Raw genomic sequence first — 24,980 nt, 5'->3', positions numbered from 1 at the left:
TCAATGATTAATCCCATTAATGTCGATGCGCGAACTGCATGTGACCTTAAATTAAAATAGAAGACACACATGAAAATAGAAAACACAAAAGCACAAATGCGCAAAGGTGTGCTGGAATATTGCATCTTATCCATCTTAAAGGATGACGATGCCTATGTTGCAGAGGTTCTGGGCACACTAAAAGACGCAAAAATGCTTGTTGTAGAAGGAACCATATATCCACTATTAACAAGATTAAAGAATGCTGGATTACTTAATTATCGTTGGGAAGAATCCACATCTGGACCACCAAGAAAATATTATGGTCTCACCGAAACAGGTAAGTTGTTTCTAAAAGAGTTAAACACGACTTGGAGTGAATTACAAAATGCAGTTAACCTAGTAACCAGTACAAAAACATCAAAAAAATGAATAAAACAGTCAATATAAATTTAGCAGGTATATTCTTCCATATAGATGAAGATGCATATCTTAAGTTATCGCGCTATCTTGAGGCTATAAAACGTTCATTTACAGACTCTCAAGGTCGTTCAGAAATTATAGCAGATATAGAAGCTCGTATTTCAGAGCTTTTCTCAGAACGCATACAAAACGAAAAGCAAGTCGTAGGGATTAAGCTTGTTGATGAAGTCATTACAATAATGGGGCAACCAGAAGATTATTTGGTTGATGACGAAATCTTTGAAGATGAGCCGAAATCACAAAGATCTTACGAATCTAGACCTACCAAAAAACTCTACAGAGATACAGATAACTCTTATGTAGGCGGTGTTGCTGCTGGCTTAAGCCATTACTTTGGTATAGAACCTATTTGGATGCGATTAATATGGCTATTGTTAGCTATAGGCTCCGGTGGAACATTTATATTTATATACCTCATTTTTTGGGCATTAGTGCCGGAAGCTAGGACCACATCAGAAAAACTAATGATGACTGGTGATCCCGTGAACATTAGTAACATTGAAAAAAAAATTAAAGACGGCATTGATTCGGTATCGGAAACCGTAAAAAATGTTGACTTTAAAAAGCATGGCGAAAAACTCAAAGAGGGTTTCGATAATGTCTCAGACAATATCTCAGAAACGGTTAAGAGTGTAGATTTTCAAAAACAAGGGAATCGCATAAAATCCAGTTCTCAAAACTTCTTTGATTCTATTGGAAGCATCTTTATGTTTTTTCTAAAAGTAGTCGCTAAGTTCATTGGTATTATTTTAATCATTGTAGGTATAAGTACTTTACTTTCTTTAATCGTAGCATTATTTACAGTTGGGATTACAGACGCAGTACATTTCCCAGGTTTAGATTTACTTTATGTTGCGAATGCGGCCAATATCCCAATTTGGTTAATGTCTATGTTATTGTTTTTTGCCATTGGTATTCCATTCTTTTTTGTGTTTTATCTAGGGTTAAAGATTTTAGTGAACAACCTCAAATCCATTGGTAATGTGGCAAAGTTCACATTACTCGGCCTTTGGCTCATGGCAATCATTGGACTTATAATTACAGGAGTAAAACAAGCAACTGAACATGCGTTTGATGCTAAAGTAACTGCTAATAGTGGATTAAACATAAAAGCAGGTGACACTCTTAAGTTAAACAAATCTAGATTAGACGCATCCAATGGCTATCGTTATAATAATGGTGGTGAATTTAGAATTATTGAAGATGATAATGGCCGTAGCCTGGTGTCTAATAAGATTAGATTTTTTGTTCGATCTACGAGCGACTCCCTAGCTTCTATTTCAATAGAAAAAGAAGCAACAGGAAGAAACTACGAAAGAGCAAAAAAACGTGCAGAAAATATTAATTATGAGTATAGACTAACTGGTAATACGCTTAATCTTGATAATTTCCTCAAAACCGATATTGAGAATAAATTTAGTGAGCAAGAAGTAAGAGTAACGTTATATCTTCCTGAAGGCACTATTCTCTATACTGACAAAAATTTCTCAAAATCATGGAGATACAGTTACTATAGATATGGAAGCAGCCTTTTAAATGATATGAAATATGGCTTTTACTATATAATTACTAAAGATGGAGCTGAGTGTTTAGATTGTAAAGAAGAAGTTATCGAAGTTGAAGATATTGAAACCTCAACTGACAATGAATCGTCTGATGAAGAAAAGCCAGATGTTAGTGTACAAATTAATGAAAATGGTGTTGACATAGAAGTTAACGACAATTGAAGTCTTGAAAATGACAATTCAGGATAATTAAATTTAAATCAATCAAAAAGCTACACATATTTGTAGTGTTATTATCAATCAAAAATGAACCAATCAAAATCAAATCAATCAATCAAATCACTTTTGCTGAGCAGTATCGGATTCCTATTGGCATCTGGTATTGCCACAGCGCAAGTGGAAAAAAAATCCGATCTATTTAAAACTCTGGCAGCTAAAGATAGTATCCTGTTTAAAATTGGCTTTAACAAATGTGAAGTTGATAGAAGTGCCGAACTAATGTTCGATGATTTAGAATTTTATCACGATAATTCAGGTATTTCAAATTCAAAAAAAGAATTCATAGAAGCCATGGAAAGTGGAATTTGCAGAGACAATAATCCTGAAAAAATATATAGATTCTTAGTAGAAGAAAGTCTTGAAGTATTTGCAATGTATGACAATGGAAAGTTATACGGTGCACTACAAAATGGAAAACACTTTTTTTCAACAGATGAAAATATGACCTATGAAAAAACAGATAATTACGCCTTGTTTTCGCACTTGTGGATTATTGACGATGGTAAATGGAAGCTAAAACGTGTGATAAGTTATAACCATGTTTCAAAAGTGGAGAAAGGCAATACTAAAAAAATAAGTGTGTCGAAGGATATTTTAGAAACGTATTCTGGAAAGTACATGTCAAACACTGGTGAAGCCATAATATCTATAAAAAACAATACTTTGCAACTTAGTGCAGGCGAAATGATTGTACTATTAAACGCCACATCAGAAAATATGTTCTCTCACCCAAAAGCACCACTGACTTTTGAATTTATTAAAAATGACAAGGAAGAGATAATTAAAATGATTGTAAGAGAAAATGGCAAAATTGCTGAAGAAGTAAAAAAAATAAAAAACTAAACATCAATCAAAAAATAATAAACCATGAGCACATTAGTTAGAATTGTAATTACAAGTATTTTAAGCATTTTAATGCTATCCTGTAACTTTTCCATGAATTTGGGACCAGGCGTGGACGGAGACCGAAATGTCGTAACTATGGACAGAACCATTTCAAGCGATTTTGAATCCATAAAGGTAAGCCAAGGTCTAGACCTATACATTACACAAAGTAATGCTGTAACCTTAAGCGTTGAAGCCGATGAAAATCTGCATGATATTATCATGACAGAGGTAGAAAACGGTGTCCTGAGAATTTATACCAAAGAAAATATTAGAAGAGCAGCCTCTAGAAGGATCAACTTAGATATCTCTGATATTTCAGCAATTAAAGCAACTAGCGGCAGCGATGTGTTTTCTACCAACACTATTGAGGTTGATGACTTAGAACTAAACTGTACAAGTGGTGCAGATATAGAGTTAGATGTTAAAACTAATACCTTAAACGCGCATTCTACAAGTGGAAGCGATATAAAACTGAGTGGCACGACCACCCTCTTAATTGCAGAAGCAACTAGTGGAAGCGACATTAAAGCATCTAACTTAAAAGCCCAAACCTCTAAAGTAAAAGCAACTAGTGGTGCTGATATTTCCGTAAATACCTCAAAAGAATTAACCGCTAGAGCAACTAGTGGTGCAGACATTAGATATTCTGGTAATCCTAAAAAAGTAGATAAATCCGATAGTTCTTCAGGTAGCGTAAGAGCCAACTAAATTAATATGCTTAGGAAAATTATTAAAGTGTCATTGCTATTTGCATTTGTCATATTCTTGCTGCTCTATTTTGACATTATTTGGAGATCACCAGCCTATTACAAAACTGAAAATCAAATAGAGTTAGCCCTGCCAATAATGGACATGGAAACATATATGAAAATGGTTAATGACCATAGAAGACCATATATCTATAAAGTAGTCTCGGAATCAGGTGGAAGAGTAATTATTGTTGGTACAGATCATATCAATGATCCAAAGCATAGTCAGTTTGATTCCATTAGACACTACTGGGAAAATAATAAACCCACAGTAGCATTGGTAGAGGGGCGTCTAGGATTTTTCTTTAGTTGGGTTCATGATCCGATTGATAAATATGGCGAAAGCGGTCTTGTTACACAACTTGCAAAGACTGATAACGTGGATTTGTATACTTGGGAACCATCTCGAGAAGACGAAATAGAAATGCTTATAAAAAAGCATTCAGCTAAAAAGTTAGCAATGTTCTATTCACTTAGACCCTTTTTTCAATTGCCAGAAAATGAGAGAAACGAAAATAATCTTCAGGCTTTAATTGAAGAACGCACTGATTATGAACAATTAGAAAATTCAATTACTAAATGGCAAGAGATTGATAGTATCTGGAATGTAGATTTTCCTGAACAAAACTGGAGGACCTTTAGTTCTGGTTATGGTTATCCTGGTTATCTTCATGATATATGGAACGATTCTAATTTGGCAAGAGACGAACACATGATAGATATCATCTATGAAAAAGTTAATAAAGGAGATGTTATTTTCGTTACTATGGGAGCCAGCCATGCGCCCAGGATAGAAAACACCTTGAAAAACCTTATAAACTGAAAGTCAAAAAATAGTAATAAACGACATAATATAACTTATAATAACCAATCAAAAAACCGTTTCAAAATCTTGTTGATTTTGAAACGGTTTTTTGATTATTTAATATATAAACAAAAGTAGTTATATCAATTCACTAAAGTAATTCAAAGAAATTACGAGAGCATTTCAGCTTTATTATATTTTGAAAGCGCTAAAAACAACTTTTCAATCTCCAAGGGCTTCCATAAGATAGCATCAAACAACGCTTCATTTTCTTTATCTTCCTTGGTAAGTACGTCAGCAGTTACAGCAAATACAGGTGTATTTTTATTTTTATTCACTTTGGTTTTAATCAATTTTGTTGACTCAATACCATTCATATTGGGCATATGAATATCCATTAGTATAAAATCATACGTTTTATTCTTTGAGGCCTCAAACGCTGCTTTACCATCTTTTACATGCTCTGAGGTAATATCCCATTTAGACAGCACTTTCTTCATTAATAAGGCATTTACCATATTGTCTTCTGCTATTAGTGCATTATTACCTTTAAGTATGCTGAAATCTAAATGCACTTTAGAAATAGCTTTAGTTGCCTTTTTTAGTTTAATGGTGAAATAAAATTCTGACCCTTTATTTAGTTCACTATGAACTGATATTTCTCCCTTGTATAGTGATACAAGTTTTTTAACAATAGCTAATCCCAAACCTGTTCCACCTTGTTCTCGAGTAGTTACAGGTTGTATTTGTGAAAAACTATCGAACACAACTTTAAGGTTCTCTTGAGAGATTCCTTCTCCTGTATCAGCTACACTAAATCGAAGATTATCAAAAAGCTCATTCGTATTTACTATTTCGGTAGTTAGTCTTATTTCGCCATTACTTGTAAATTTAATGGCATTACTTATAAGATTACCTAGAATCTGAGCTATCTTAGGTTGATCTATATAATAGAAGTTCTTTGAAGGAAGTTTATTATCGAATATAAGTTGAAGCCCTTTTGAATTTGCATCATTACGGTGCAGATTAACAATATTGGAGCACAGTTTTTCAAAATTGATATTTCTCTCTTCAATATTGGACTTATTCGAATCTAACTTCGTAAAGTCCAAAACGTCATTTACAATATTAATAAGGTTATTTGATGCAAACTGAAGACTATCAAACAACTCCATATCTGCTTCTTTCATTTTATCCTTTAGCAGTGAAACACTTGTAGTAATAGCGTTTAAAGGCGTTCTAATCTCATGGCTCATTATGGACAGAAACTCCTGCTTTAAACGTACCGCTTCTTTATCATCTTCGTTCTTTTTATCTATTGCCCTTTGTTTCTCCTTTTGAATTCGAGCTTCATTCTCTAAATTATTCATTCTATTAATAAGCTCGTAATTCTCAATAACCTTTAAAGTTTGAGTCTTCATTACAGCTTCTTTGTCTGCAAAATAGAGTTCAAGATACTTTAGAGACTCATTACTATTACCAATGGTTTTGTACAACAAATAAAGCAAATGGTAATTTTTCAATTTTACCATTGTAGCATTCACATTGAAAGAAATATTTAAGCTCTGCTTAATAACCTGTTCTGCTTTTTCAAAGTCACCAATCTTGTAATATAACTTACCTAGTTTAGATAATGCCATTGAAGAACCTAGCTGTTCTTTCGTATCAATATGTATTCTAAAAGCTTCTAAAAAATCTTTTTCTCCCTTGTTATAATCTCCCGTTTCAAGATATACCTTACCACGTCCATAAATAGAAAAACCTAGACCTCTTAGGTCTTCTGTTTCCCTTTTAAGCCTAATAGATTGATTAATGGTAGCCATTGCCATCTTTGGCTTGTTATTTTTTATGAATAGGCCAGACAAATTATTTAGAACATTGGATTCTAAATTTTTGTCAGCTAATTTTCTTGCCGTCCTAATGGCACTTATATAGGTTTTAAAGGCATTGTCCTCATCTCCAATATAGCCATAAATAGTACCAACAGCTTTTTCTACTTTAGATTGATTAGCCAAATCTCCATTTTCACGATAAATCTTCAAAGACTCTAAAAGGTTGGCTAAGCCTCCATGATAATCATCTGATTTATAAAGAACACTACCTATGTTATATTTGGCATCTGCGATTCCACTATTATCTTTAATGGATTCAAAAACCTTAATAGCCCTTTCAGAAAACGCATTGGATTTATCAAACTCACTCATTATCATATAAAAAAGAGCAAGTCTATTTAAACTTTTTCCAATTAAAGCTTTGTCATTAAGTGCTTCGCTTAACTCTAAAGCTTCCAAGCCTAGAACAATGCTATTAGATATATCCTTAGAACGAGAATTATAAGCCTCCTCTAATAATTTGTTGATTGTATCGATTTTGTTTGAAGCCATTTTGGGACAAAATTGTTCAAAAATAATGTAGTTCTCAATAGGTTACACCTTGCAATATAAGAAAGTTACACCAATAAAAATACATTTAATCGGATTTAAATGCATTTCATCTGCATTTTTTATGAAGTTCGTGATAGGCCTCCACCCTAATAAACAAAGATTTATCTAAAATATTTACATTTTAGAAGCACTTAAAAGTACAATATAAAGTTTGGGTCGGTTTTTGTATATCTTTGTTTAAATACTGTAAATAGTGACAATTTCAATATATTGTGTCATATTTATAGTGTAATAACTTAAATACATGAAAAAAATATTACTTATTCTAGCTTTAATGATGTTAGCACCGACTAGCATTATAGCGCAAGAAAAAATTAAAGGTGACAGAAATGTAACCATTAAACAGACATTTATTGATGATTTTGAATCGCTCGTCGTTAATGGTGATTTTTCTGTAGAAATTGTTTACAATAGCAAACCCTCTGTAGAGGTTGAAGCTGATGACAATCTGCATGATGTCATTCAGTTCGACGTGGTTGATGGCATACTAACATTTGTAGAAACCATGCGTATTACTTCAAAAAAGAAATTAACTATTACAGTTAATTATGGTGATTCTTTGAAGAATATCGAAATTAAAGGTGATGGTGAAGTGAGATCTTTGACATCCATGGAACTTGGAGATGTGACCTTAACGACTTCAGACAACTCTAGAGCCTATTTAAATATCAATGCAGTAAACTTCACCTATAAAAGCTCTGGAAAATCTAAAACTAGATTGAATCTTACAGCAGATTCTACTAAAATAGAATTAAGCGATAACAGTAAACTAGATGCTCTGATTAATAGCAAGATCACAAATTTTGATTTGTACCTTCGATCTGATGCCGTTATTGAAGGCAATGCTGATAGCTCTGTGCTTCGATTAGACAATTCTACAAATTTTAATAGCCCAAAATTTGATGTAAAAAGAGTTGACGCAGCCTTGGAAGACAATAGTGATTTAACTATTGCCGCTTCTGAAAGTATTACAATTGCCGCTTCTGGTGATAGTGAAATATACTTGTATGGAAGTCCGGCGATTACGATTACAAAATTCGATGATACTGCAAAACTTCAAAAAAAGAAACGCTAACTCGAAACAATCATAAAAAATAAAAGCCGAAGTTCTCCAACTTCGGCTTTTTTTATTGTAGTCTATTTTTCCTAGTTGTAAGTCGGAGTAGACACTTCAAAATCAGCTTCCTTAGCAGCTAGATAACGTTCTGCATCTAAAGCAGCCATGCAACCTGTGCCTGCAGCCGTAATGGCTTGTCTATACACATGATCTGCAGCATCACCGCTAACAAAAACGCCTTCTACATTGGTCTTACTTGTTCCAGGAACAGCATTAATAATATAACCTGTTTCATCTAAATCTAAATAGCCCTTAAATATATCAGTATTTGGTTTATGTCCAATGGCCACAAAGAATCCTGTTGCAGGAATATCATATTTTTCATTGGTTTTATTGTTAAAAACCCTAACACCAGTAACAACTTGGCCATCGCCTAGAACCTCGTCTGTTTCCGTATTATACAGAATTTCGATGTTTTCTGTATTCTTTACACGATTAGCCATAATCTTGGATGCTCTAAACTCATCGCGTCTTACCAACATCGTCACTTTTTTACAAAGCTTAGATAAGTAGTGTGCTTCTTCACATGCTGAGTCACCTGCTCCAACAATCACAACATCTTGATTTCTATAGAAGAAACCATCACAAACCGCACAAGCAGAAACACCGCCTCCTAATTGCAAGTATTTTTGCTCGGATGGCAGTCCTAAATACTTCGCTGATGCACCAGTAGAAATAATAATGGTGGAAGCGTGAATCTCTTTTTCATCATTAACCCAAACTTTATGCACATCTCCAGAAAAATCAACCTTGGTTATCCAACCATGACGAACATCAGTTCCAAAACGCTCAGCTTGTTTTTGCAACTGTATCATCATTTCTGGACCGGTAATGCCATCTGGATATCCTGGGAAGTTCTCCACATCATTTGTTGTGGTTAATTGCCCACCTGGTTGCTCACCTTGATATAATATTGGAGCCATATTAGCCCTAGAGGCGTAAATTGCAGCGGTATAGCCTGCAGGCCCAGAACCTATTATTAAACATTTTACTTTTTCAATTGTATCAGACATATCTTGTAATTTATTACAAGACAAAAGTAGGATTTTTGCCTAAATCCTTACAGAGAAGTTATCAACACTATAATGGTATTTAAACCTAAAGGCTAATTAAATTATTTTATGAAACCGAATTCATTTATGACATTCTTTGTAATGAATTTAAAACTGTAACTTCTCAGCTTCACAAGTATTCTTCTCAGCCCCTCCCTTGACATCCATCCTTTATGATTATTGAATTTTTTTACATTGGAAATAGACATGAGATGATTTTCGCCGTTAACGACACTATAAATCCCCCCATAGAATGGTAATTCGTCCAAGTAAATATCATTGTTTAAAACCGTCATTCTGTGATCGAAATATAATATGGGATCAATTTCGCAGAAATGTTCTATCAATTCAGGCCTTACTATGACGCTACTCCCACACAAAGAATTGAACTTTGAAGTCGCAAGAAGAAACGGTTTTCCTTTAACATAAATATAACCTTTAATAGTATACCATCCAGGTTTCTCACCATTTTGACCATTCACAAATGCTGCAATTTTTTTACTAATAAAGTCATCAGAATCAACAGTCATGACGTAATCTGTATTAAAATTATCAGTTGCGTATTTAACGCCAACTTTTAACTTTTTCCCCTTATCAATTTCCCTACGCTTATTAATGCTCTCATCACTTTCATATTCTTTCCTTAGAGGAGGATTAAAATCCACCTTTAAATAATGCACACTTGGATGTTTAAATTCAATATCAGGAATCTCATTGCAGACTACAACCACTTTAAAACTACTATCTGTTTGATTAGTTACCGACTTTAAGGTATTCTGAAATAGATTGCAAAATTCTGACCAGTTATTGGAGACCAACTTACTTTTAACTGGTATAACAAATGTGAGCATAATATTGACTAATAATTTGCTAAGCTAAATATCTATAAGAACCAATATCAATATTTTCGTTAAGAACTCTACTTTTTATGTTGATTTACAAACAAGTGACAATTAAATCAATCAAATAGTTACTAAAAAGAAATAAAACGTTGTCCATCCTAATAGAAAAGGTATAAATCCTAATTACAAATTTGACTAGTTCCTTCAAAAATTCAGTTTAATTTCGTAAGTTATAGGTGTTTAATAGCAAAATCTAACATATCATGACATCTAAATTTTTAATCTTTAGTCTAATGTTGACATTTGTATTTTCATGCAAGGACGCAGCAGAAAATGAAAAAACAGTAAACACACAAACAGAACAAAATGAAAGCCCTAATGGCCTCAAAGGCACTTGGGAACTCACAGGTTTTTATAATTATAAGGATAACATAGTAGTTGACTCTTTTCAAATGAATCCAGAATTCAGACAGCTTAAAATGTACACCAATACTAAAGTGATGTGGTGCAAGCATAGACCAGCAGATTCATCTGAATGGTTTGGCTACGGTACTTATAATTATGATGGCGATAGATTAACGGAGATTTTGGATTTCGGCTCTGCCGTTATGGATGAAGTTATAGAAGAGAAAAAAGAATTTATTTTCGAACTAGATTTAAATCCAAATGCATTTCAACAAATTGAATTAGATGAAGATGGTAATCGCATTTATTCTGAAAATTATAAAAGAGTAGAATGAATATAGCCTTGAAAACTTAAAATGTAAAGCCTGCGCACGTATTCCATAAGAATACTGCACAGGCTTTAACCCTAACTAATAAACCACTGTCAATTACTGACCTTGTGATACCTTTATAACGCTCAATCTTTAAGCTTATACACTACTGTCAACCTAAAACTGCCCTCTTCAGCATTTAATGAGGTCCAATAAGAACTCCCTCCATAATCATAACTGCTAATAGCGTAAACCTTATCAATCTCCTCCCCTGCTGCTTCCGCAACCATTTCTGCGTTTTTTTTGGCATCTTTCAATGCATCTTTAGTTAGTTTTGCTATTTCAGCGTCAGTCATACTATATTTCACCTGAACATAAGAGGGCATGACTTGAGCCATTCTAATTGTAGTGATTTTTAAAATTTCGTCTTTGCTCTTGGTTTCAAAATGGAGTATTGTACCATCTTTTCTGTAACCCGTGGCCACATAAGCCAAATCATCTATAATAAATCTTTTAGTGTCAATGTTCAATTTTTTTACCTCTTCAAAAAATTTGGCCTTTAGCTCCTCTAAAGTTTTACAAGGACTATCTGAGTAATAATTATTATCCAAACTAAGTGTGATGTCAGTTTTATAAGTGGCATCGCTAGATGTTTTAAGCGCCGAACCATATACTGTTATCGTTCTATCTTGTATGGCTTGTGCGCTCACACCTCTAAAAGTAGTCACTAATAGTAGCATTAATAAGATGAAATGTTTATTTGTGATTTTTGTGTTGCTCTTAATGAAATTGCGTATCTTAAATGTCATGATATAATGTTTTAAGTTAATTGTTTTATCCTACCGTAAATAGAAATGATGCAGCAATCATCCATCCACCAACAATAAGTCCGAAGATGCCTAACTTGCCAAGTTTTGGCGCTAGTTTTTCTCTTAATTTGGCGGCCTTTTCCTTAGCAGCCTCGTTCTTGCTTAGAATAAGCTTGTTGATCATTCCGAAGCCAAGCATAAAGCCAAGTGTCGCTTCAACTACGCTACCAGCCAATAGTGTAATCCACCATATTGGTGCTGCGCTGAGCCATCCCATATTAAGGAACGCTGAAATAATTCCCCAAATACCGAAGAAACAAAATACGAGTCCAATCCAACCTTGATAAGGCTCAACTTTATCCAATAGTTCCTGTGCGTTTGGCTTTTTTGATAAGATGAGAGATGGCACTGCGATAATGCTCAATAGGATTAATGAAATTCCGTAAATCATAAGTTCTAATTTTTATAAGATTAATATGATACAAATGTCCATCAATGAAGACGGTCTAGGTAAACCCTAAGCCGTGAAATTGTACACCCTGTTTTCAGGGATAAACCCTAATCCAACAAACCTTGTTCTACCGCATAACGCGTGAGACCTGCCAAATTCCTGACACCCAATTTAGAAATGAGATTTTTTCTATAACTTTCAATAGTATGCTTACTCAGAAATAATTTATCTGCAATTTCTTGTGTAGTGAATTCTTGGGCAATGAGTTTTAAAACTTCCTTTTCACGTTTGGTTAAAGTAATTTCTTGTTGTTGTTTTGCAGAGAACATGGCCTCCATCGCAATTTGTTTAATACGCTGTGAAAAGTAGTTATCGCCATTCAAAATGGTTTTAATTGCGACTAAAAGTTCCTTTTTTTCGGCATTTTTAGAAATGTAGCCGTTAGCATTATCATCGGTTAACGTTTTAATTTTCTTGGGATCCTCCAGCATGCTAACTACAAGCGTTTTTATATTTGGAAATTCAGCTTTAATAGCATTGTTCAATTCTACACCGTCCATTTCTGGCATATTAATATCTGTTATGATCAGGTCAATTTTCTCCTCTGTATTTATTCTTAGGTATTTAAGGACTTGAGCACCTGTCTTTGCCGTAAGGACAATTTTAATGGATGACTCTTCGGCCAGAATACTTTTAAGACCATCTAAAAACATGGCGTGATCATCTGCAATAATTATTGAAAATTGTGTTGACATATATTATACTTTTGGAATGTTGATGCTAATTACCGTTCCATTGCCCTTAGCGCTGTTAATGGATAAATTGCCGTCAAATTGGTTTACCCTACTTTCTATATTACTTAAACCTATCCCTTTAAAATCCGAATTGGTATCAAACCCAAGACCATCATCCTCATAAATTAAGGAGATACTATCATCTTCAGCGTATTCTGTTACCTGAATAGATATATCATTAGCGTTAGCATGCTTCAAAGCATTTGTAATTAGTTCCTTAATAATATTGAATAATGCTACTTGTAAGGCTATATCGATACTATTTATAGATTGTTCTGGATATGCATTAAACTCTAAGTTCGATATTGCGTCCTTATTTAAGTCGTCTATATAACGCTTTACCAAATCCGTAAATGCTGAAACATCAAATGACTTGGGAATTAAACTGTGTGAAATCTCACGCACTTGATCATAGGTAGTGTCGAGTTCGCGTAGAATTTGTTCGAAGCCAGAATCATCCTTATTTGTGCTATTCATCTTCAGCTTTATACCTGCTAAATTCCCTCCTATACTATCGTGTAACTCTCTTGCTATCCGATCGCGTTCTTTTAGTTGAACAGACATGGCATTTTTCGCTAATTCTAACTCTTGCGATTGCAATAATGACTTCATCTCTTGTTCCTTAATGGCTTCTTGTTGTTCGTTCAATAAACTCTGTGTTTGTAATTTTTGATAATACAAAACAAGTAACAGAATCACTGGAATAAGAATGACTAAAAATCCTATTAAAAAGGCATATTTAATGGTCTTTTGACGTTCAATTTCTGCCTGTTTCAATATTTGATCTTCCTGTAACTGACTGATAGCTTTTTCTTTTTGAAGCGTCTCATATTTTAACTCTAAATCTTTGATGACACGTTGATTCTGATTTTCCCTAATCGTCCTGCTAACGCCCTGGTATTGGGTAATTAATGCATACGCATTCTCATAATCTTTCTTGGCGCTGTATAATTTAACCAAGGCATTAATCACTTTCTTCTGCAACTCTAACCGATTCCACTGAAGTGTATTGACATAGGCCGAACTTAAAGCCATCTCTGCAACATCATAATTTTTGGTTCTAGCATAAGCAAAACCCTCATTTAATGTAGATTCTATATAAATATCATAGAAATCATTATCTAGGGCATCATATTTAATGCGCTCTGAAATCGTAATAACGTTATCATAATTACCTTGCCTTATATTTAGCTGGATTAAATTAAGTTGCAGCTCTAGTTTGGCCTTGTCATAATCATCGATAAAATCTTCTAACAAAGCGCTATCTATCATTTTTTTTGCTTGATCATAGTTTCCAACGACGATTAGAAAGTGACTTTTTACAATAGTATTAGACAGATAAAAGTCTTCTGGCATCTTAGTCTGCGGAAGTTCTTTTAAAATCGGTTCAGCTTTATCTAATTGATTTTTAAAAATGTAGGTTTGAGCCAATTGAAGTTTCAGATGATTTTGGAGTAAGGCATTTGAGTTTTCAATTTCTAATCCTTGAATAAAGGCGCTTATAGCCTCATCCATCAAGCCCATTTTCTGTGCAGCGACACCTTGATAATACATGGCACTTTTTTGATAATCCTCAATGTTTTGAGGCTCACTAGTGGCCATCAGAGCTTCATTTTTTAAAAGCTTACCGTAATGCATTAAAGAATCGGCATTACCAGTTACTAAGAATATTCGAGATATAGTATCTAAATATGCGCTGCGTTCACTTAGTGTCTTAGCCTTATCGAACTTCGCATATAGCTCATTATCAACAACTTTTGGCATTTTCCCAAACGCGGTAAAATCATATCGTTTGTCTTGAGCAATGCACATGTACATGCATAGACCAAAAAAAAGAAAACAGAATTTTGAAAATTGACTCATAATTATGCTACACACAAAAATAGAAGATAGATGTTCTAATTATATCTTCGAACGCATTTAATTTGGTAATATTAGCGCTTCTCTAGGATTGAAAGGTCACTGAATTCAGTGAAAAATTGCAATTCATAATCTCAGAAGCTATTTTAAGGGAAGTTTTCGAGTGGTATTAAAATAAAAGCCCAGCAACTGCTGGGCTTTTATTTAAAGTCGGGGTGGCAGGATTCGAACCTGCGACCTCCGCGTCCCAAACGCGGCGCGATAACCGGGCTACGCTACACCCCGTACTGAGTGTTAAAAAATGTCCTGTGGACATTTTTAACGAAAGTGCCAGCTGGCGCGCTGACTTCTTTCCAATTTTTAGGAGTGCAAATATAGAGTTTTTCTTTATAAACCAATAACATTTTTCTAACTTTAGAAACTCATTCTCTAATACTATCAAAGCATGAAATTAAGACTCCCTTTTATCGGTTTAATTTTGGTCAGTATTTTAACCTGTGCTCAGGATAAAAACCCTGTCAATCAAGAAAATAACCATAAAGTCATCGTTTCAGATCTTGGCATTCCTTGGGGGTTTACATTTCTACCTGATGGCTCAATGTTAATTAATGAGAAAGAAGGAAAACTTATTCATTTTAAAAATGATACCAAAACTGAAATTTCAGGTCTACCAGAAATTTATGTACGCGGACAAGGTGGGCTCATGGACATTATACTTCATCCAGATTATAAAGATAACGGCTGGATCTATTTTTCATATGCATCGTCTAAAGGCGAAGGTGATGGCGGAAATACAACTATCGCTAGGGCAAAATTCAAAAATAAAGCCTTATACGATTTTGAAGTATTGTATAAAGCAGCGCCGAACTCAAAAAGAGGACAACATTTTGGATCAAGGTTAGCTTTTGACATGGATGGCCATCTTTACTTCACTATTGGAGATCGTGGTGATAGAGATGTAAACCCTCAAGATATTACTAGAGACTGCGGAAAAGTATATCGCATCAATGATGATGGGTCAATTCCAGTAGATAATCCTTTTGTTGATTCTACAAATGCCAAAAAAGCAATTTATTCTTACGGTCACAGAAATCCCCAAGGTATGACAAGGCATCCAAAAACCGGAAAGATTTGGACACACGAACATGGTCCTAAAGGTGGAGACGAAATTAATATTATTGAATCTGGGAAGAACTATGGCTGGCCAATAATTAGTTATGGTATCAATTATAGCGGAACAAAATTTACGGATATTACCAAAAAAGAGGGTATGGAGCAACCACTTCATTATTGGGACCCATCTATTGCTCCTAGCGGAATGGCATTTATTAATAGTGATAAATATGGTGACTGGAACGGTAATCTTCTCGTAGGCTCATTAAAATTTCAATATTTGGATATGTGTACAATTAAAAACAATAAGGTGGTTAAAGAAGAGCGCTTATTGGATGGATTAGGAAGAGTACGGTGCGTAGAGCAAGGACCTGATGGCTATATTTATGTTGGTATCGAAAATTTAGGAATCGTAAAACTGATTAAAAAATGATAAAAATATTCAAGTTCGTATTACTGCTATGTATCATAGTATCTTGCAATTCAAAAGAAAAGAAAACAACCAAGGTGGAATATCCTGAAAAAACATCCATAAAACAAGTAAACCCAGAACTTGAGGCTAGCATGGAACGTGGAAAGTCAATTTATAATGATATGTGTATTACATGCCACATGGCTGATGGCAAAGGTGTGCCTAAGGCATTTCCACCATTGGTAAGCTCAGACTACCTATTGGAAAAACAAAAAGAAAGCATTTTAGGCATAAAAAACGGAATGTCTGGTGAGATCATGGTCAATGGTATTACCTACAATAGCGTCATGGCTCCCTTAGGTCTTGCGGACGAAGAAGTGGCTGATGTAATGAACTATATTAACAACAGTTGGGGAAATGATTATGGGGAATTTTTAACACCTCAAGAAGTGACAAATGTCACTAAATAATATCAGTAATTAGCTAACTTTGCATGACTAACTTAATCTAAAACTATAGAATGCTAATAATCGGAATTGCTGGCGGAACAGGTTGTGGTAAAACTACCGTTGTAAATACAATTTTAAATGAGCTTCCCGAAGGCGAAGTTGGTGTCATTTCCCAAGATTCCTATTACAAGGACACCTCTCATTTAAGCTATGAAGAACGTGTAAAAATAAATTTTGATCATCCGAGGTCCATAGATTTCGATTTATTAGAGGAACACCTCAGGGAACTTAAAAAAGGAAATTCCATAAACCAACCTGTCTACTCTTTTGTAAAACATAATCGTACTGGAGACACTATTTCTACAAAACCCAGAAAAGTGATGATAGTAGAAGGGATCCTAATTTTAACCAATCCAGAAATAAGGGAATTATTTGATATAAAAATTTTCGTTCACGCAGATTCTGATGAACGATTAATCCGTCGTTTAAAGCGTGATATCTCAGAGCGTGGAAGAGATATTGACGAAGTCTTATCGAGATATCAAAATACTTTAAAGCCAATGCATCAGCAATTTATTGAGCCCATGAAAGAGTATGCTGATATTATTATTCCAAACAACAAATACAACACGGTAGCCGTAGATATCGTTAAGACCATAATAAACGAACGTTTGTAATGGGAATTTTTGACAACAAATATCTAAAACCTTTTAAGAATATCTATCTACTTGTACTTATCGTTTTTGTGGTCTGGATGTTGTTTTTTGATGCGCATTCTTGGTTATTTCATCATGAACTGAATACGGACAAAAAAGAATTGGAGTATCAAAAAGAGCATTATAAAAATGAAATGGCTAAAGACAATAAAGCCATTAAAGAATTGAGCACTGAAGAGGGCGTCGAGCGCGCTGCACGAGAAAATTATTACATGAAAAAGCCCAATGAAGATATTTTCATTATAGAATACGAAGACAGTATAGCTAAACAAAAACAAGATGAGTAAATCTTTATTTAACGAATTTGAAAGTGTTTCTTCAAAAGCCTGGAAACAAAAAATACAAGTCGATTTAAAAGGTGCAGATTATAACGAGACCCTTATCTGGAAAACCGATGAAGGTATTGATGTAAAACCGTTTTATCATTCTGATGACTTTAATAAATCACCTGAGATTTCAAATAGTAAAGCGACTGAATGGAAGATTAGTCAGGTTATTGAAGTAAAAGACACAAAAAAAGCGAACTCCAAAGCTGTTGAGGCTATTAACCGTGGCGCAGAAAGTATCATATTTCATATCACTTCCGAAGCTATTTCCGTTGAAGATGTATTCCAGAATATTGATTTAGAGAAAATACCAGTTGAAATTACATGTGATTTTCTCTCTGAGCGTTTCATTAAAGACTCAATCACCTCTAGAGTAGTTGAGAAATCTCGCAAAAAAATTACCTTTCAAACAGATATCATAGGAAACCTAGCTCGAACAGGAAATTGGTATCACAGCCTAAAAGTCGACCACTCTAAATTTGAATCCATTGTAAAAAACACCAATCAGTTAAGCATTGATTTAAGTCTTTATCAAAATGCTGGTGCCAATATTGTGCAGCAATTGGCTTATGCATTGGCTCATGCCAATGAATATCTAAATCATTTAGACAATATCCTTAAGAGTGAAGCAAGGCCATCTCTACAAGTAACCTTCAGCGCTGCTGTGGGCTCCAATTACTTTTTCGAAATAGCCAAATTAAAAGCCTTGAGACAATTGTGGTATACTTTAGCTTCGGAATACAATATGAATACAAATTGCAAAATAAATGCATCACCAAGCAAACGCAATAAGACTATTTACGATTACAACATCAATATGCTTCGTACTACTACCGAATGTATGAGTGCCATTCTTGGTGGCGCCAATACTGTTAACAATTTACCATATGATGGGCTATACCATAAACCAAATGAATTTGGAGATCGCATTTCTAGAAACCAACTTTTAGTTTTAAAACATGAAAGCTATTTTAATAGGGTAAATAACCCAGCAGATGGTGCTTATTATATCGAGGCGTTAACCGAACAATTAACAGAAAAAGCCTTGAACTTATTCAAAGACATAGAAGCCAATGGTGGTTTTTTAAAGCAACTTAAAGAAAGTACTATCCAACGAAAAATTAAGGAAAGTGCGGCTAAAGAGCAAGCCGATTTTGATACTGGAAAATTAGTACTTTTAGGTACCAGCAAACATCCAAATCCGACTGATAAAATGAAAAACGAACTAGAAATCAGTCCATTTACAAAAATTGAAAAGCGCAAAACTATAATTGAACCTATTATTGAAAAAAGATTATCTGAAAAATTGGAAATCAACAGATTAAAAGTAGAGTAAAATATGGCATTGAAAAAATCTATAGTAGTTTTTTTATGCATTTCTTCCATTATTATGATATCATGTTTGGATGTTGCAAAAGAATTTTCGGATTGGACACAATTCGAAGATATCAATGATGTAGAAGGCAAGACACATTATCTAGAGAATGATGGTGTAAGACTATTTTTACCAAGCAGTTTTAAACGATATACATCGATTCAATATTTAGCACTATTAGATTCATTGGTAACGGACAATAAGGACCTTGAACTTGAACGCACAAGATTCAAAAATGTAAGAGAGATGAAAGGTAACCATTATGTCTTTTTCGATAATTCTGTCAATGCTACCTATACCATAAATACAATTCCTTATCAACCTATCTCTCGACAAGATGCTAAATTTATTTTAGGTATTGTTAGACAAAATCAAGAACGCGTGTCTGAGATCACAGATCTTAAATTTACTAAAATTACCGCCAAGCATAATGATAATGGCAAAACCCAGATATTCAAGGCAATTTTCAAACTAGAAAACCAAAAATTGCAGCAACAGGCATTTCAACATGCCTATTTTATTTCATCTAACAAGAAAACAGTACTCATTAATCTTATGGCACCCTTTGAAGTATATTTTGACCCGTTTTTAGAAAAAATGATATTATGAAACGTAAAGATCTTCAACATATAAAACCCAAATCTTCAGATTATGAGAATGACACTTATAAAAGTATTTTCCGTACTGCTGAAGACATAGATGTTAAATCGACCTATTCAAAAGCAGATGTTCAAGATTTAGAACATCTAGATTTTGTTGCTGGTATTGCGCCAAATCTTCGCGGACCATATTCAACTATGTATGTTCGAAGACCTTGGACAATAAGACAGTATGCGGGTTTTTCAACAGCAGAAGAAAGTAATGCCTTTTATAGACGAAATTTAGCTGCAGGACAAAAAGGTTTATCAGTTGCATTTGATTTGGCAACACATAGAGGCTACGACTCTGACCATGAGCGTGTGATAGGTGATGTTGGCAAGGCAGGGGTTGCTATAGATTCAGTAGAGGACATGAAAACGCTTTTCGATCAAATCCCATTAGGTGAGATGTCAGTGTCCATGACAATGAATGGTGCTGTACTTCCAATTATGGCTTTTTATATAGTTGCAGCGGAAGAACAAGGCGTTAAACCCGAACAATTGGCTGGAACCATTCAGAATGATATTCTAAAAGAGTTTATGGTGCGGAATACCTACATCTACCCTCCTAAACCATCCATGAAAATTATATCTGATATTTTTGAATATACGAGTAAAAGCATGCCACGTTTCAATAGCATTAGTATTTCCGGTTACCATATGCAAGAAGCTGGTGCTACATGCGATATTGAATTGGCTTATACTTTAGCAGATGGTCTAGAATACATTAGAAAAGGACTAGAAGCTGGCATGGATATCGATACGTTCGCGCCTCGTCTATCGTTCTTTTGGGCCATTGGCATGAACCACTTTATGGAAATTGCCAAGATGCGTGCCGCACGCATGCTTTGGGCTAAGCTTGTGAAGCAATTCAACCCAAAAAATCAAAAATCCCTAGCTTTAAGAACGCATTGCCAAACCTCTGGTTGGAGTTTAACCGAGCAAGATCCTTTTAACAACGTCGCCAGAACCTGTATTGAAGCGACTGCAGCGGCATTTGGTGGTACCCAAAGTTTGCATACCAATGCCTTGGATGAAGCCATTGCTTTACCAACAGATTTTTCGGCACGAATTGCAAGAAATACACAGATTTATTTACAACAAGAAACGCATATCACAAAAACCGTAGACCCATGGGCTGGTAGTTACTATGTAGAACGTTTGACGAATGATATTGCTCAAAAAGCATGGCAATTAATTGAAGAAGTTGAAGAATTGGGTGGCATGACTAAGGCCATAGAAGCCGGAATTCCCAAACTAAGAATTGAAGAAGCTGCAGCACGCAAACAAGCACGAATAGATTCTGGACAAGATATTATTGTAGGAGTCAACAAATATCAACTTGAAGAAGAAGATCCACTTCATATTCTAGAAGTTGATAACCAAACAGTTCGTAATCAACAGATAGAACGTTTGAACCACATCAAATCTACTCGAAATAATGAAGAAGTATCCTCAGTATTATCTAAATTGACAGAAGCAGCGAAAACAGGTAAAGAAAATTTATTAGCTTTAGCCGTAGATGCAGCCAGAAAACGCGCAACTTTAGGAGAAATCAGTGATGCACTAGAGGCGGAATTTGGTCGTTACAAAGCACAAATAAAATCATTCAGCGGCGTGTACAGTAAAGAAATAAAAGACGATAAAAGCTTTAAAAAAGCAAGAGAACTAGCCGATCAATTTGCAGAACAAGATGGTCGGAGACCTCGCATTATGATTGCTAAAATGGGACAAGATGGACACGATAGAGGTGCCAAGGTTGTGGCCACAGGTTATGCAGATGTTGGTTTTGATGTCGATATTGGTCCGTTATTCCAAACACCTAAGGAAGCCGCGAAACAAGCGGTTGAAAATGATGTTCATATTTTGGGTGTATCTTCATTAGCAGCTGGTCACAAAACCTTAGTCCCTCAAGTAATAGAAGAATTAAAAGCCTATGGTAGAGATGATATTATGGTAATCGTAGGGGGTGTCATTCCAAAGCAAGATTATCAATATTTATTTGATGCCGGTGCAGTAGCTGTTTTTGGACCAGGCACTAAAATTAGCGACGCAGCGATTCAGATTTTAGAGATTTTGATTGATTAATGAAACTACCCACATAATATCCAACTAAAAATTTAGTTAAAATAGTGTTATTCCTTTTTACAGCCACTATAAAAGCTTAAATTAGAGGAATTTTCTTATGGAATTTTAACTATTAATCATTTAAACCATCAATCGATGACTACAAAACGCTCTAAAGTGTTCAAAACACTATTTGTATGTTGTTTGTTCCTTGTCTTTAATGCCAATGCGCAAACCAAAACTCCAGAAAAACAGACCACAGGTACTGTCCCATCTGAAGTACTACCCATTACACCTGAAGTAAAAATTGGAAAACTCTCTAACGGACTCACCTATTACATTCAGAATAATGGTAAACCAGAAGATAAAGTAGAACTTAGACTGGCCTTGAAAGCTGGCTCAATAGTAGAAACTGACGACCAAGTTGGCCTAGCCCATTTTATGGAGCACATGAACTTTAACGGAACAACCAACTTTAAGAAAAATGAGTTGGTAGATTACCTACAAAGTATTGGGGTGGAGTTTGGTGCAGACCTTAACGCTTATACAGGTTTTGACCAAACCGTATATATTCTTCCTATACCAAGTGATGATCCAGAGAAATTGGATAAAGGATTCCAAATTCTTCAAGATTGGGCAGGTAATGCCTTATTAACAGCAGAAGATATTGATGATGAACGCGGGGTGGTTATAGAAGAATACAGAACGCGTCTTGGAGCCAGAACTAGAATGCAATCAAAATATTTAGACAAAATTGCTTACAAGTCCAAATATGCAAATCGACTACCTATTGGGACTAAAGAAAACCTAGAAACTTTTAAATACGAAAGCCTTAGAAACTTCCAAAAAGATTGGTACAGACCAAACCTCATGGCTGTAATTGCAGTCGGCGACTTAGATGTTGAAACTTTAGAAAAGAAGATAAAAGAAAATTTTAGTGGACTTAAAAACCCTCAAAATGAAAAGCCGAGAGAAGAATTTTATTCCGAGAATCATGAAGGGACTTTCGTGGCTATTGAATGGGACGAAGAAGCTACAGGAAGTCAAATCCAAATCTTTTATAAGGACAAAGGGAATCCTGAAAAAACAAAAACCGTCAGTGATTACAGAAATGACATGGTAGAAGGTCTTTTTGATCAAATGATCAATAACAGACTTGCTGAGTATAGCAATAAACCTAATCCGCCATTTATTTATGGGTTCTCCTACAAAGGTGGTATCATAGGAAATAAAGAGGCCTATCAATCCTTTGCGCAGACCAACGAAACTGGCCAATTAGAAGGACTAAAAGTATTGTTAGAAGAAAACGAGCGTGTAAAGCGTTATGGCTTTAAAGCTTCTGAACTAGAGCGCGCAAAGAAAGATTATCTAGCCAGATTAGAACGTCAATTTAAGAACAAGGACAAGAACGAGTCGGGTAGAATTGTGAATAGTTACATTCAACATTTCCTACAAGAAAGACCAATTCCAGGTATTGAATGGACTTATAATTATGCTCAATCCGAGTTACCATCAATCAAACTCAAAGAAGTTAATGCGTTAATTTCCGATTTCTTGCATGACGATAATCGCCTGGTTGTATTAACTGGTCCAAAAAAAGACGGTCTAACCAAGGTTACTGAAAAAGAGGTTATTGATTTGTTAGAAAGTGTCAAGAAAGCTGATATCAAAGATTACGAAGATGAAGCAGTACGTGATGAACTAATGCCTGTAAAACCTACAAAAGGGAGTATTACAAAAAAAGAAGTAAATAATGAAGGGCAAATCAATGAAACCACTACCCTTACCTTGAGTAATGGTGCGAAAGTCACTTACAAGAAAACAGATTTTAAGAATGACGAAGTATTGATGGAAGCCTTTAGTTATGGAGGCACATCCCTATATTCTACTGAAGAATTAAAGCAGACTGCGAGTGCTAATGGTGGTTTATTTGAGGCTGGTATCGACGGCATAGATAAAAACGAAATGGCCAAGATGACGTCTGGTAAAATCGTTAGAGTTAGACCTTATATTGGCGGAAATGATGAAGGTTTCAGAGGTTCTGCATCTCCAAAAGATATGGAAATGATGTTTCAAATGATTCACCTATACTTTACCAAGTTAGATAAGGATCCCGAAGCGTTTTCTTCATTTATAAGCAAGCAAAAGGCATTTTTAGGCAATATATTATCCAATCCAAATATTTCATTCTCAATTGCACTAGGAGAATTCACAAACGAAGGTAATCCAAGATATACTGGGTTTCCAGATGAAGAAGCCTTAGATAAGGCCAACTACGATTTAGCATATGAAAAATACAAAGAACGTTTTGCCAATGCAGGTGATTTCCACTTCTACTTTGTAGGTAATGTAGAAGACGATAAAATCGCTGAATATGCTGAGACCTACATTGCTTCTCTTCCTAGTAATGGCGATAATGAAATGTATAAAGTACATGACTTTAGACCAAAATCAGGTTCCCATGAGTTTACGTACAACAAAGGGACTGAGCCAAAGAGTCAAGTGAGACTTACGTTTTCTGGTGAAGCGCAGTACGACGAGAAAGAGGCGAGAGCATTAAGTGCACTAGGAGAAATTCTAAGTATAAAACTTATTGAAAAATTAAGAGAAGAAGAAGGTGGTGTTTACGGTGCTGGAGCTAGAGGCTCTATGAGTAAAATTCCTTATGGCCGATACAGTTTTAGTATTTCATTCCCCTGCGGACCTGATAATGCCGAAAAATTAGCAGCGGCATCAATCGCAGAATTAGAAAAAATAATAAAAGATGGTCCTACAGAAGTCGATCTAGATAAAGTGAAGAAAGCATTACTGCTTACGAGAAAAGAAAATTTAGAGCAAAATCGCTTTTGGCTATCTGCTATCAAAGGTGCCGATTACAACAAATCAGATTTGAATAATGTTGTTAATTACGAAAGTAATGTTAACGCACTAACCACTAAGGACATCCATAATGTGGCTAAGAAATACCTAACAAATGGTTACATCAAGGCTGTTTTAATGCCTGAGGAAGAATAGAGCCATTTTTCAAATTAAAAAAACAAGACCGTCTAAGATGTTTATTCTTTAGACGGTTTTTTATTTAATCAATGTTAACAACTTCCATTTTCAAAA

At 34.8% G+C, this 24,980-nt stretch carries 22 protein-coding genes and 1 tRNA gene; 15 read left to right on the top strand and 8 right to left on the bottom strand.

Annotated elements, in window-relative coordinates:
- Positions 1 to 69: 69 nt before the first annotated feature.
- The 5 genes from H7F21_RS11775 to H7F21_RS11755 all read left to right on the top strand — a co-directional run bounded on the left by H7F21_RS11775 (position 70) and on the right by H7F21_RS11755 (position 4,706).
- Positions 70 to 411, top strand: coding sequence for a PadR family transcriptional regulator (locus H7F21_RS11775; RefSeq protein ID WP_185789487.1), 342 nt, complete (start codon positions 70 to 72; stop codon positions 409 to 411).
- Positions 408 to 2,189 (top strand): PspC domain-containing protein, encoded by a 1,782-nt coding sequence (locus tag H7F21_RS11770; protein WP_185789486.1) that lies wholly within the window; start codon positions 408 to 410, stop codon positions 2,187 to 2,189. The genes H7F21_RS11775 and H7F21_RS11770 overlap by 4 nt, the downstream gene beginning before the upstream one ends.
- Positions 2,190 to 2,273: 84 nt before the next feature.
- On the top strand, positions 2,274 to 3,089 hold the full coding sequence (locus H7F21_RS11765) for a nuclear transport factor 2 family protein (protein ID WP_185789485.1): 816 nt from the start codon (positions 2,274 to 2,276) through the stop codon (positions 3,087 to 3,089).
- Between the two features lie 24 nt (positions 3,090 to 3,113).
- Complete coding sequence (locus tag H7F21_RS11760) at positions 3,114 to 3,842, top strand: head GIN domain-containing protein (RefSeq protein WP_185789484.1); 729 nt, start codon at positions 3,114 to 3,116, stop codon at positions 3,840 to 3,842.
- A gap of 6 nt (positions 3,843 to 3,848) precedes the next feature.
- Positions 3,849 to 4,706 carry a hypothetical protein gene (locus tag H7F21_RS11755; protein WP_185789483.1) on the top strand — a complete coding sequence of 286 codons (858 nt, stop codon included), beginning with the start codon at positions 3,849 to 3,851 and terminating at the stop codon, positions 4,704 to 4,706.
- Positions 4,707 to 4,858: 152 nt separating this feature from the next.
- On the opposite strand, the gene H7F21_RS11750 is transcribed toward H7F21_RS11755, so the two are convergent.
- Positions 4,859 to 7,072, bottom strand: a complete 2,214-nt coding sequence (locus tag H7F21_RS11750; protein ID WP_185789482.1) for a tetratricopeptide repeat-containing hybrid sensor histidine kinase/response regulator — start codon at positions 7,070 to 7,072, stop codon at positions 4,859 to 4,861.
- A 304-nt stretch (positions 7,073 to 7,376) separates the two neighbouring features.
- Here H7F21_RS11750 and H7F21_RS11745 point away from each other — a divergent pair, with 304 nt between their 5' ends.
- Positions 7,377 to 8,207: a GIN domain-containing protein gene (locus H7F21_RS11745; RefSeq protein WP_246431469.1), complete on the top strand. Its 831-nt coding sequence runs from the start codon at positions 7,377 to 7,379 to the stop codon at positions 8,205 to 8,207.
- 71 nt (positions 8,208 to 8,278) lie between these two features.
- On the opposite strand, the gene trxB is transcribed toward H7F21_RS11745, so the two are convergent.
- Both trxB and H7F21_RS11735 read right to left on the bottom strand, forming a co-directional pair.
- Positions 8,279 to 9,262 carry a thioredoxin-disulfide reductase gene (gene trxB, locus H7F21_RS11740; protein WP_185789481.1) on the bottom strand — a complete coding sequence of 328 codons (984 nt, stop codon included), beginning with the start codon at positions 9,260 to 9,262 and terminating at the stop codon, positions 8,279 to 8,281.
- Positions 9,263 to 9,363: 101 nt separating this feature from the next.
- A complete protein-coding gene (locus tag H7F21_RS11735) occupies positions 9,364 to 10,152 on the bottom strand; it encodes a glycosyltransferase family 2 protein (RefSeq protein WP_185789480.1) in 789 nt (262 codons plus the stop codon).
- Between the two features lie 254 nt (positions 10,153 to 10,406).
- Between H7F21_RS11735 and H7F21_RS11730 the strand changes: the two genes are divergently transcribed.
- Positions 10,407 to 10,883 carry a hypothetical protein gene (locus H7F21_RS11730; RefSeq protein ID WP_185789479.1) on the top strand — a complete coding sequence of 159 codons (477 nt, stop codon included), beginning with the start codon at positions 10,407 to 10,409 and terminating at the stop codon, positions 10,881 to 10,883.
- A 122-nt stretch (positions 10,884 to 11,005) separates the two neighbouring features.
- Here H7F21_RS11730 and H7F21_RS11725 read toward each other — a convergent pair whose 3' ends face one another.
- From H7F21_RS11725 to H7F21_RS11705, 5 genes are all read right to left on the bottom strand, one after another.
- Positions 11,006 to 11,668 (bottom strand): SIMPL domain-containing protein, encoded by a 663-nt coding sequence (locus tag H7F21_RS11725; RefSeq protein ID WP_185789478.1) that lies wholly within the window; start codon positions 11,666 to 11,668, stop codon positions 11,006 to 11,008.
- A 25-nt stretch (positions 11,669 to 11,693) separates the two neighbouring features.
- On the bottom strand, positions 11,694 to 12,119 hold the full coding sequence (locus H7F21_RS11720) for a hypothetical protein (RefSeq protein ID WP_185789477.1): 426 nt from the start codon (positions 12,117 to 12,119) through the stop codon (positions 11,694 to 11,696).
- A gap of 107 nt (positions 12,120 to 12,226) precedes the next feature.
- On the bottom strand, positions 12,227 to 12,874 hold the full coding sequence (locus H7F21_RS11715; RefSeq protein WP_185789476.1) for a response regulator transcription factor: 648 nt from the start codon (positions 12,872 to 12,874) through the stop codon (positions 12,227 to 12,229).
- 3 nt (positions 12,875 to 12,877) lie between these two features.
- The gene (locus tag H7F21_RS11710) at positions 12,878 to 14,776 is read right to left on the bottom strand and encodes a tetratricopeptide repeat-containing sensor histidine kinase (protein WP_185789475.1); all 1,899 of its coding nucleotides are present in this window, start codon (positions 14,774 to 14,776) and stop codon (positions 12,878 to 12,880) included.
- A 207-nt stretch (positions 14,777 to 14,983) separates the two neighbouring features.
- Positions 14,984 to 15,058 (bottom strand) — tRNA-Pro (locus tag H7F21_RS11705).
- Between the two features lie 160 nt (positions 15,059 to 15,218).
- Here H7F21_RS11705 and H7F21_RS11700 point away from each other — a divergent pair.
- The 8 genes from H7F21_RS11700 (at position 15,219) to H7F21_RS11665 (ending at position 24,884) form a co-directional block, all read left to right on the top strand.
- Positions 15,219 to 16,319: a PQQ-dependent sugar dehydrogenase gene (locus tag H7F21_RS11700; protein ID WP_185789474.1), complete on the top strand. Its 1,101-nt coding sequence runs from the start codon at positions 15,219 to 15,221 to the stop codon at positions 16,317 to 16,319.
- Positions 16,316 to 16,768: a c-type cytochrome gene (locus tag H7F21_RS11695; RefSeq protein WP_185789473.1), complete on the top strand. Its 453-nt coding sequence runs from the start codon at positions 16,316 to 16,318 to the stop codon at positions 16,766 to 16,768. Before H7F21_RS11700 ends, H7F21_RS11695 begins: the two co-directional genes overlap by 4 nt.
- A gap of 50 nt (positions 16,769 to 16,818) precedes the next feature.
- Positions 16,819 to 17,424: a uridine kinase gene (gene udk, locus H7F21_RS11690; protein ID WP_185789472.1), complete on the top strand. Its 606-nt coding sequence runs from the start codon at positions 16,819 to 16,821 to the stop codon at positions 17,422 to 17,424.
- Positions 17,424 to 17,750: an FtsB family cell division protein gene (locus tag H7F21_RS11685; RefSeq protein ID WP_185789471.1), complete on the top strand. Its 327-nt coding sequence runs from the start codon at positions 17,424 to 17,426 to the stop codon at positions 17,748 to 17,750. Before udk ends, H7F21_RS11685 begins: the two co-directional genes overlap by 1 nt.
- Positions 17,743 to 19,125, top strand: a complete 1,383-nt coding sequence (locus tag H7F21_RS11680) for a methylmalonyl-CoA mutase subunit beta (RefSeq protein WP_185789470.1) — start codon at positions 17,743 to 17,745, stop codon at positions 19,123 to 19,125. The genes H7F21_RS11685 and H7F21_RS11680 overlap by 8 nt, the downstream gene beginning before the upstream one ends.
- Positions 19,126 to 19,128: 3 nt before the next feature.
- On the top strand, positions 19,129 to 19,773 hold the full coding sequence (locus H7F21_RS11675; protein ID WP_185789469.1) for a hypothetical protein: 645 nt from the start codon (positions 19,129 to 19,131) through the stop codon (positions 19,771 to 19,773).
- Positions 19,770 to 21,890: a methylmalonyl-CoA mutase gene (scpA, locus tag H7F21_RS11670; protein ID WP_185789468.1), complete on the top strand. Its 2,121-nt coding sequence runs from the start codon at positions 19,770 to 19,772 to the stop codon at positions 21,888 to 21,890. Before H7F21_RS11675 ends, scpA begins: the two co-directional genes overlap by 4 nt.
- Before the next feature lie 135 nt (positions 21,891 to 22,025).
- Positions 22,026 to 24,884: a M16 family metallopeptidase gene (locus H7F21_RS11665; protein WP_185789467.1), complete on the top strand. Its 2,859-nt coding sequence runs from the start codon at positions 22,026 to 22,028 to the stop codon at positions 24,882 to 24,884.
- Positions 24,885 to 24,980 lie beyond the last annotated feature (96 nt).

Source organism: Winogradskyella flava (assembly GCF_014243395.1).
GTDB lineage: Bacteria > Bacteroidota > Bacteroidia > Flavobacteriales > Flavobacteriaceae > Winogradskyella > Winogradskyella flava.
Note: the sequence above shows the minus strand (reverse complement) of the source record. Positions and strands in the feature narration are given on the sequence as shown.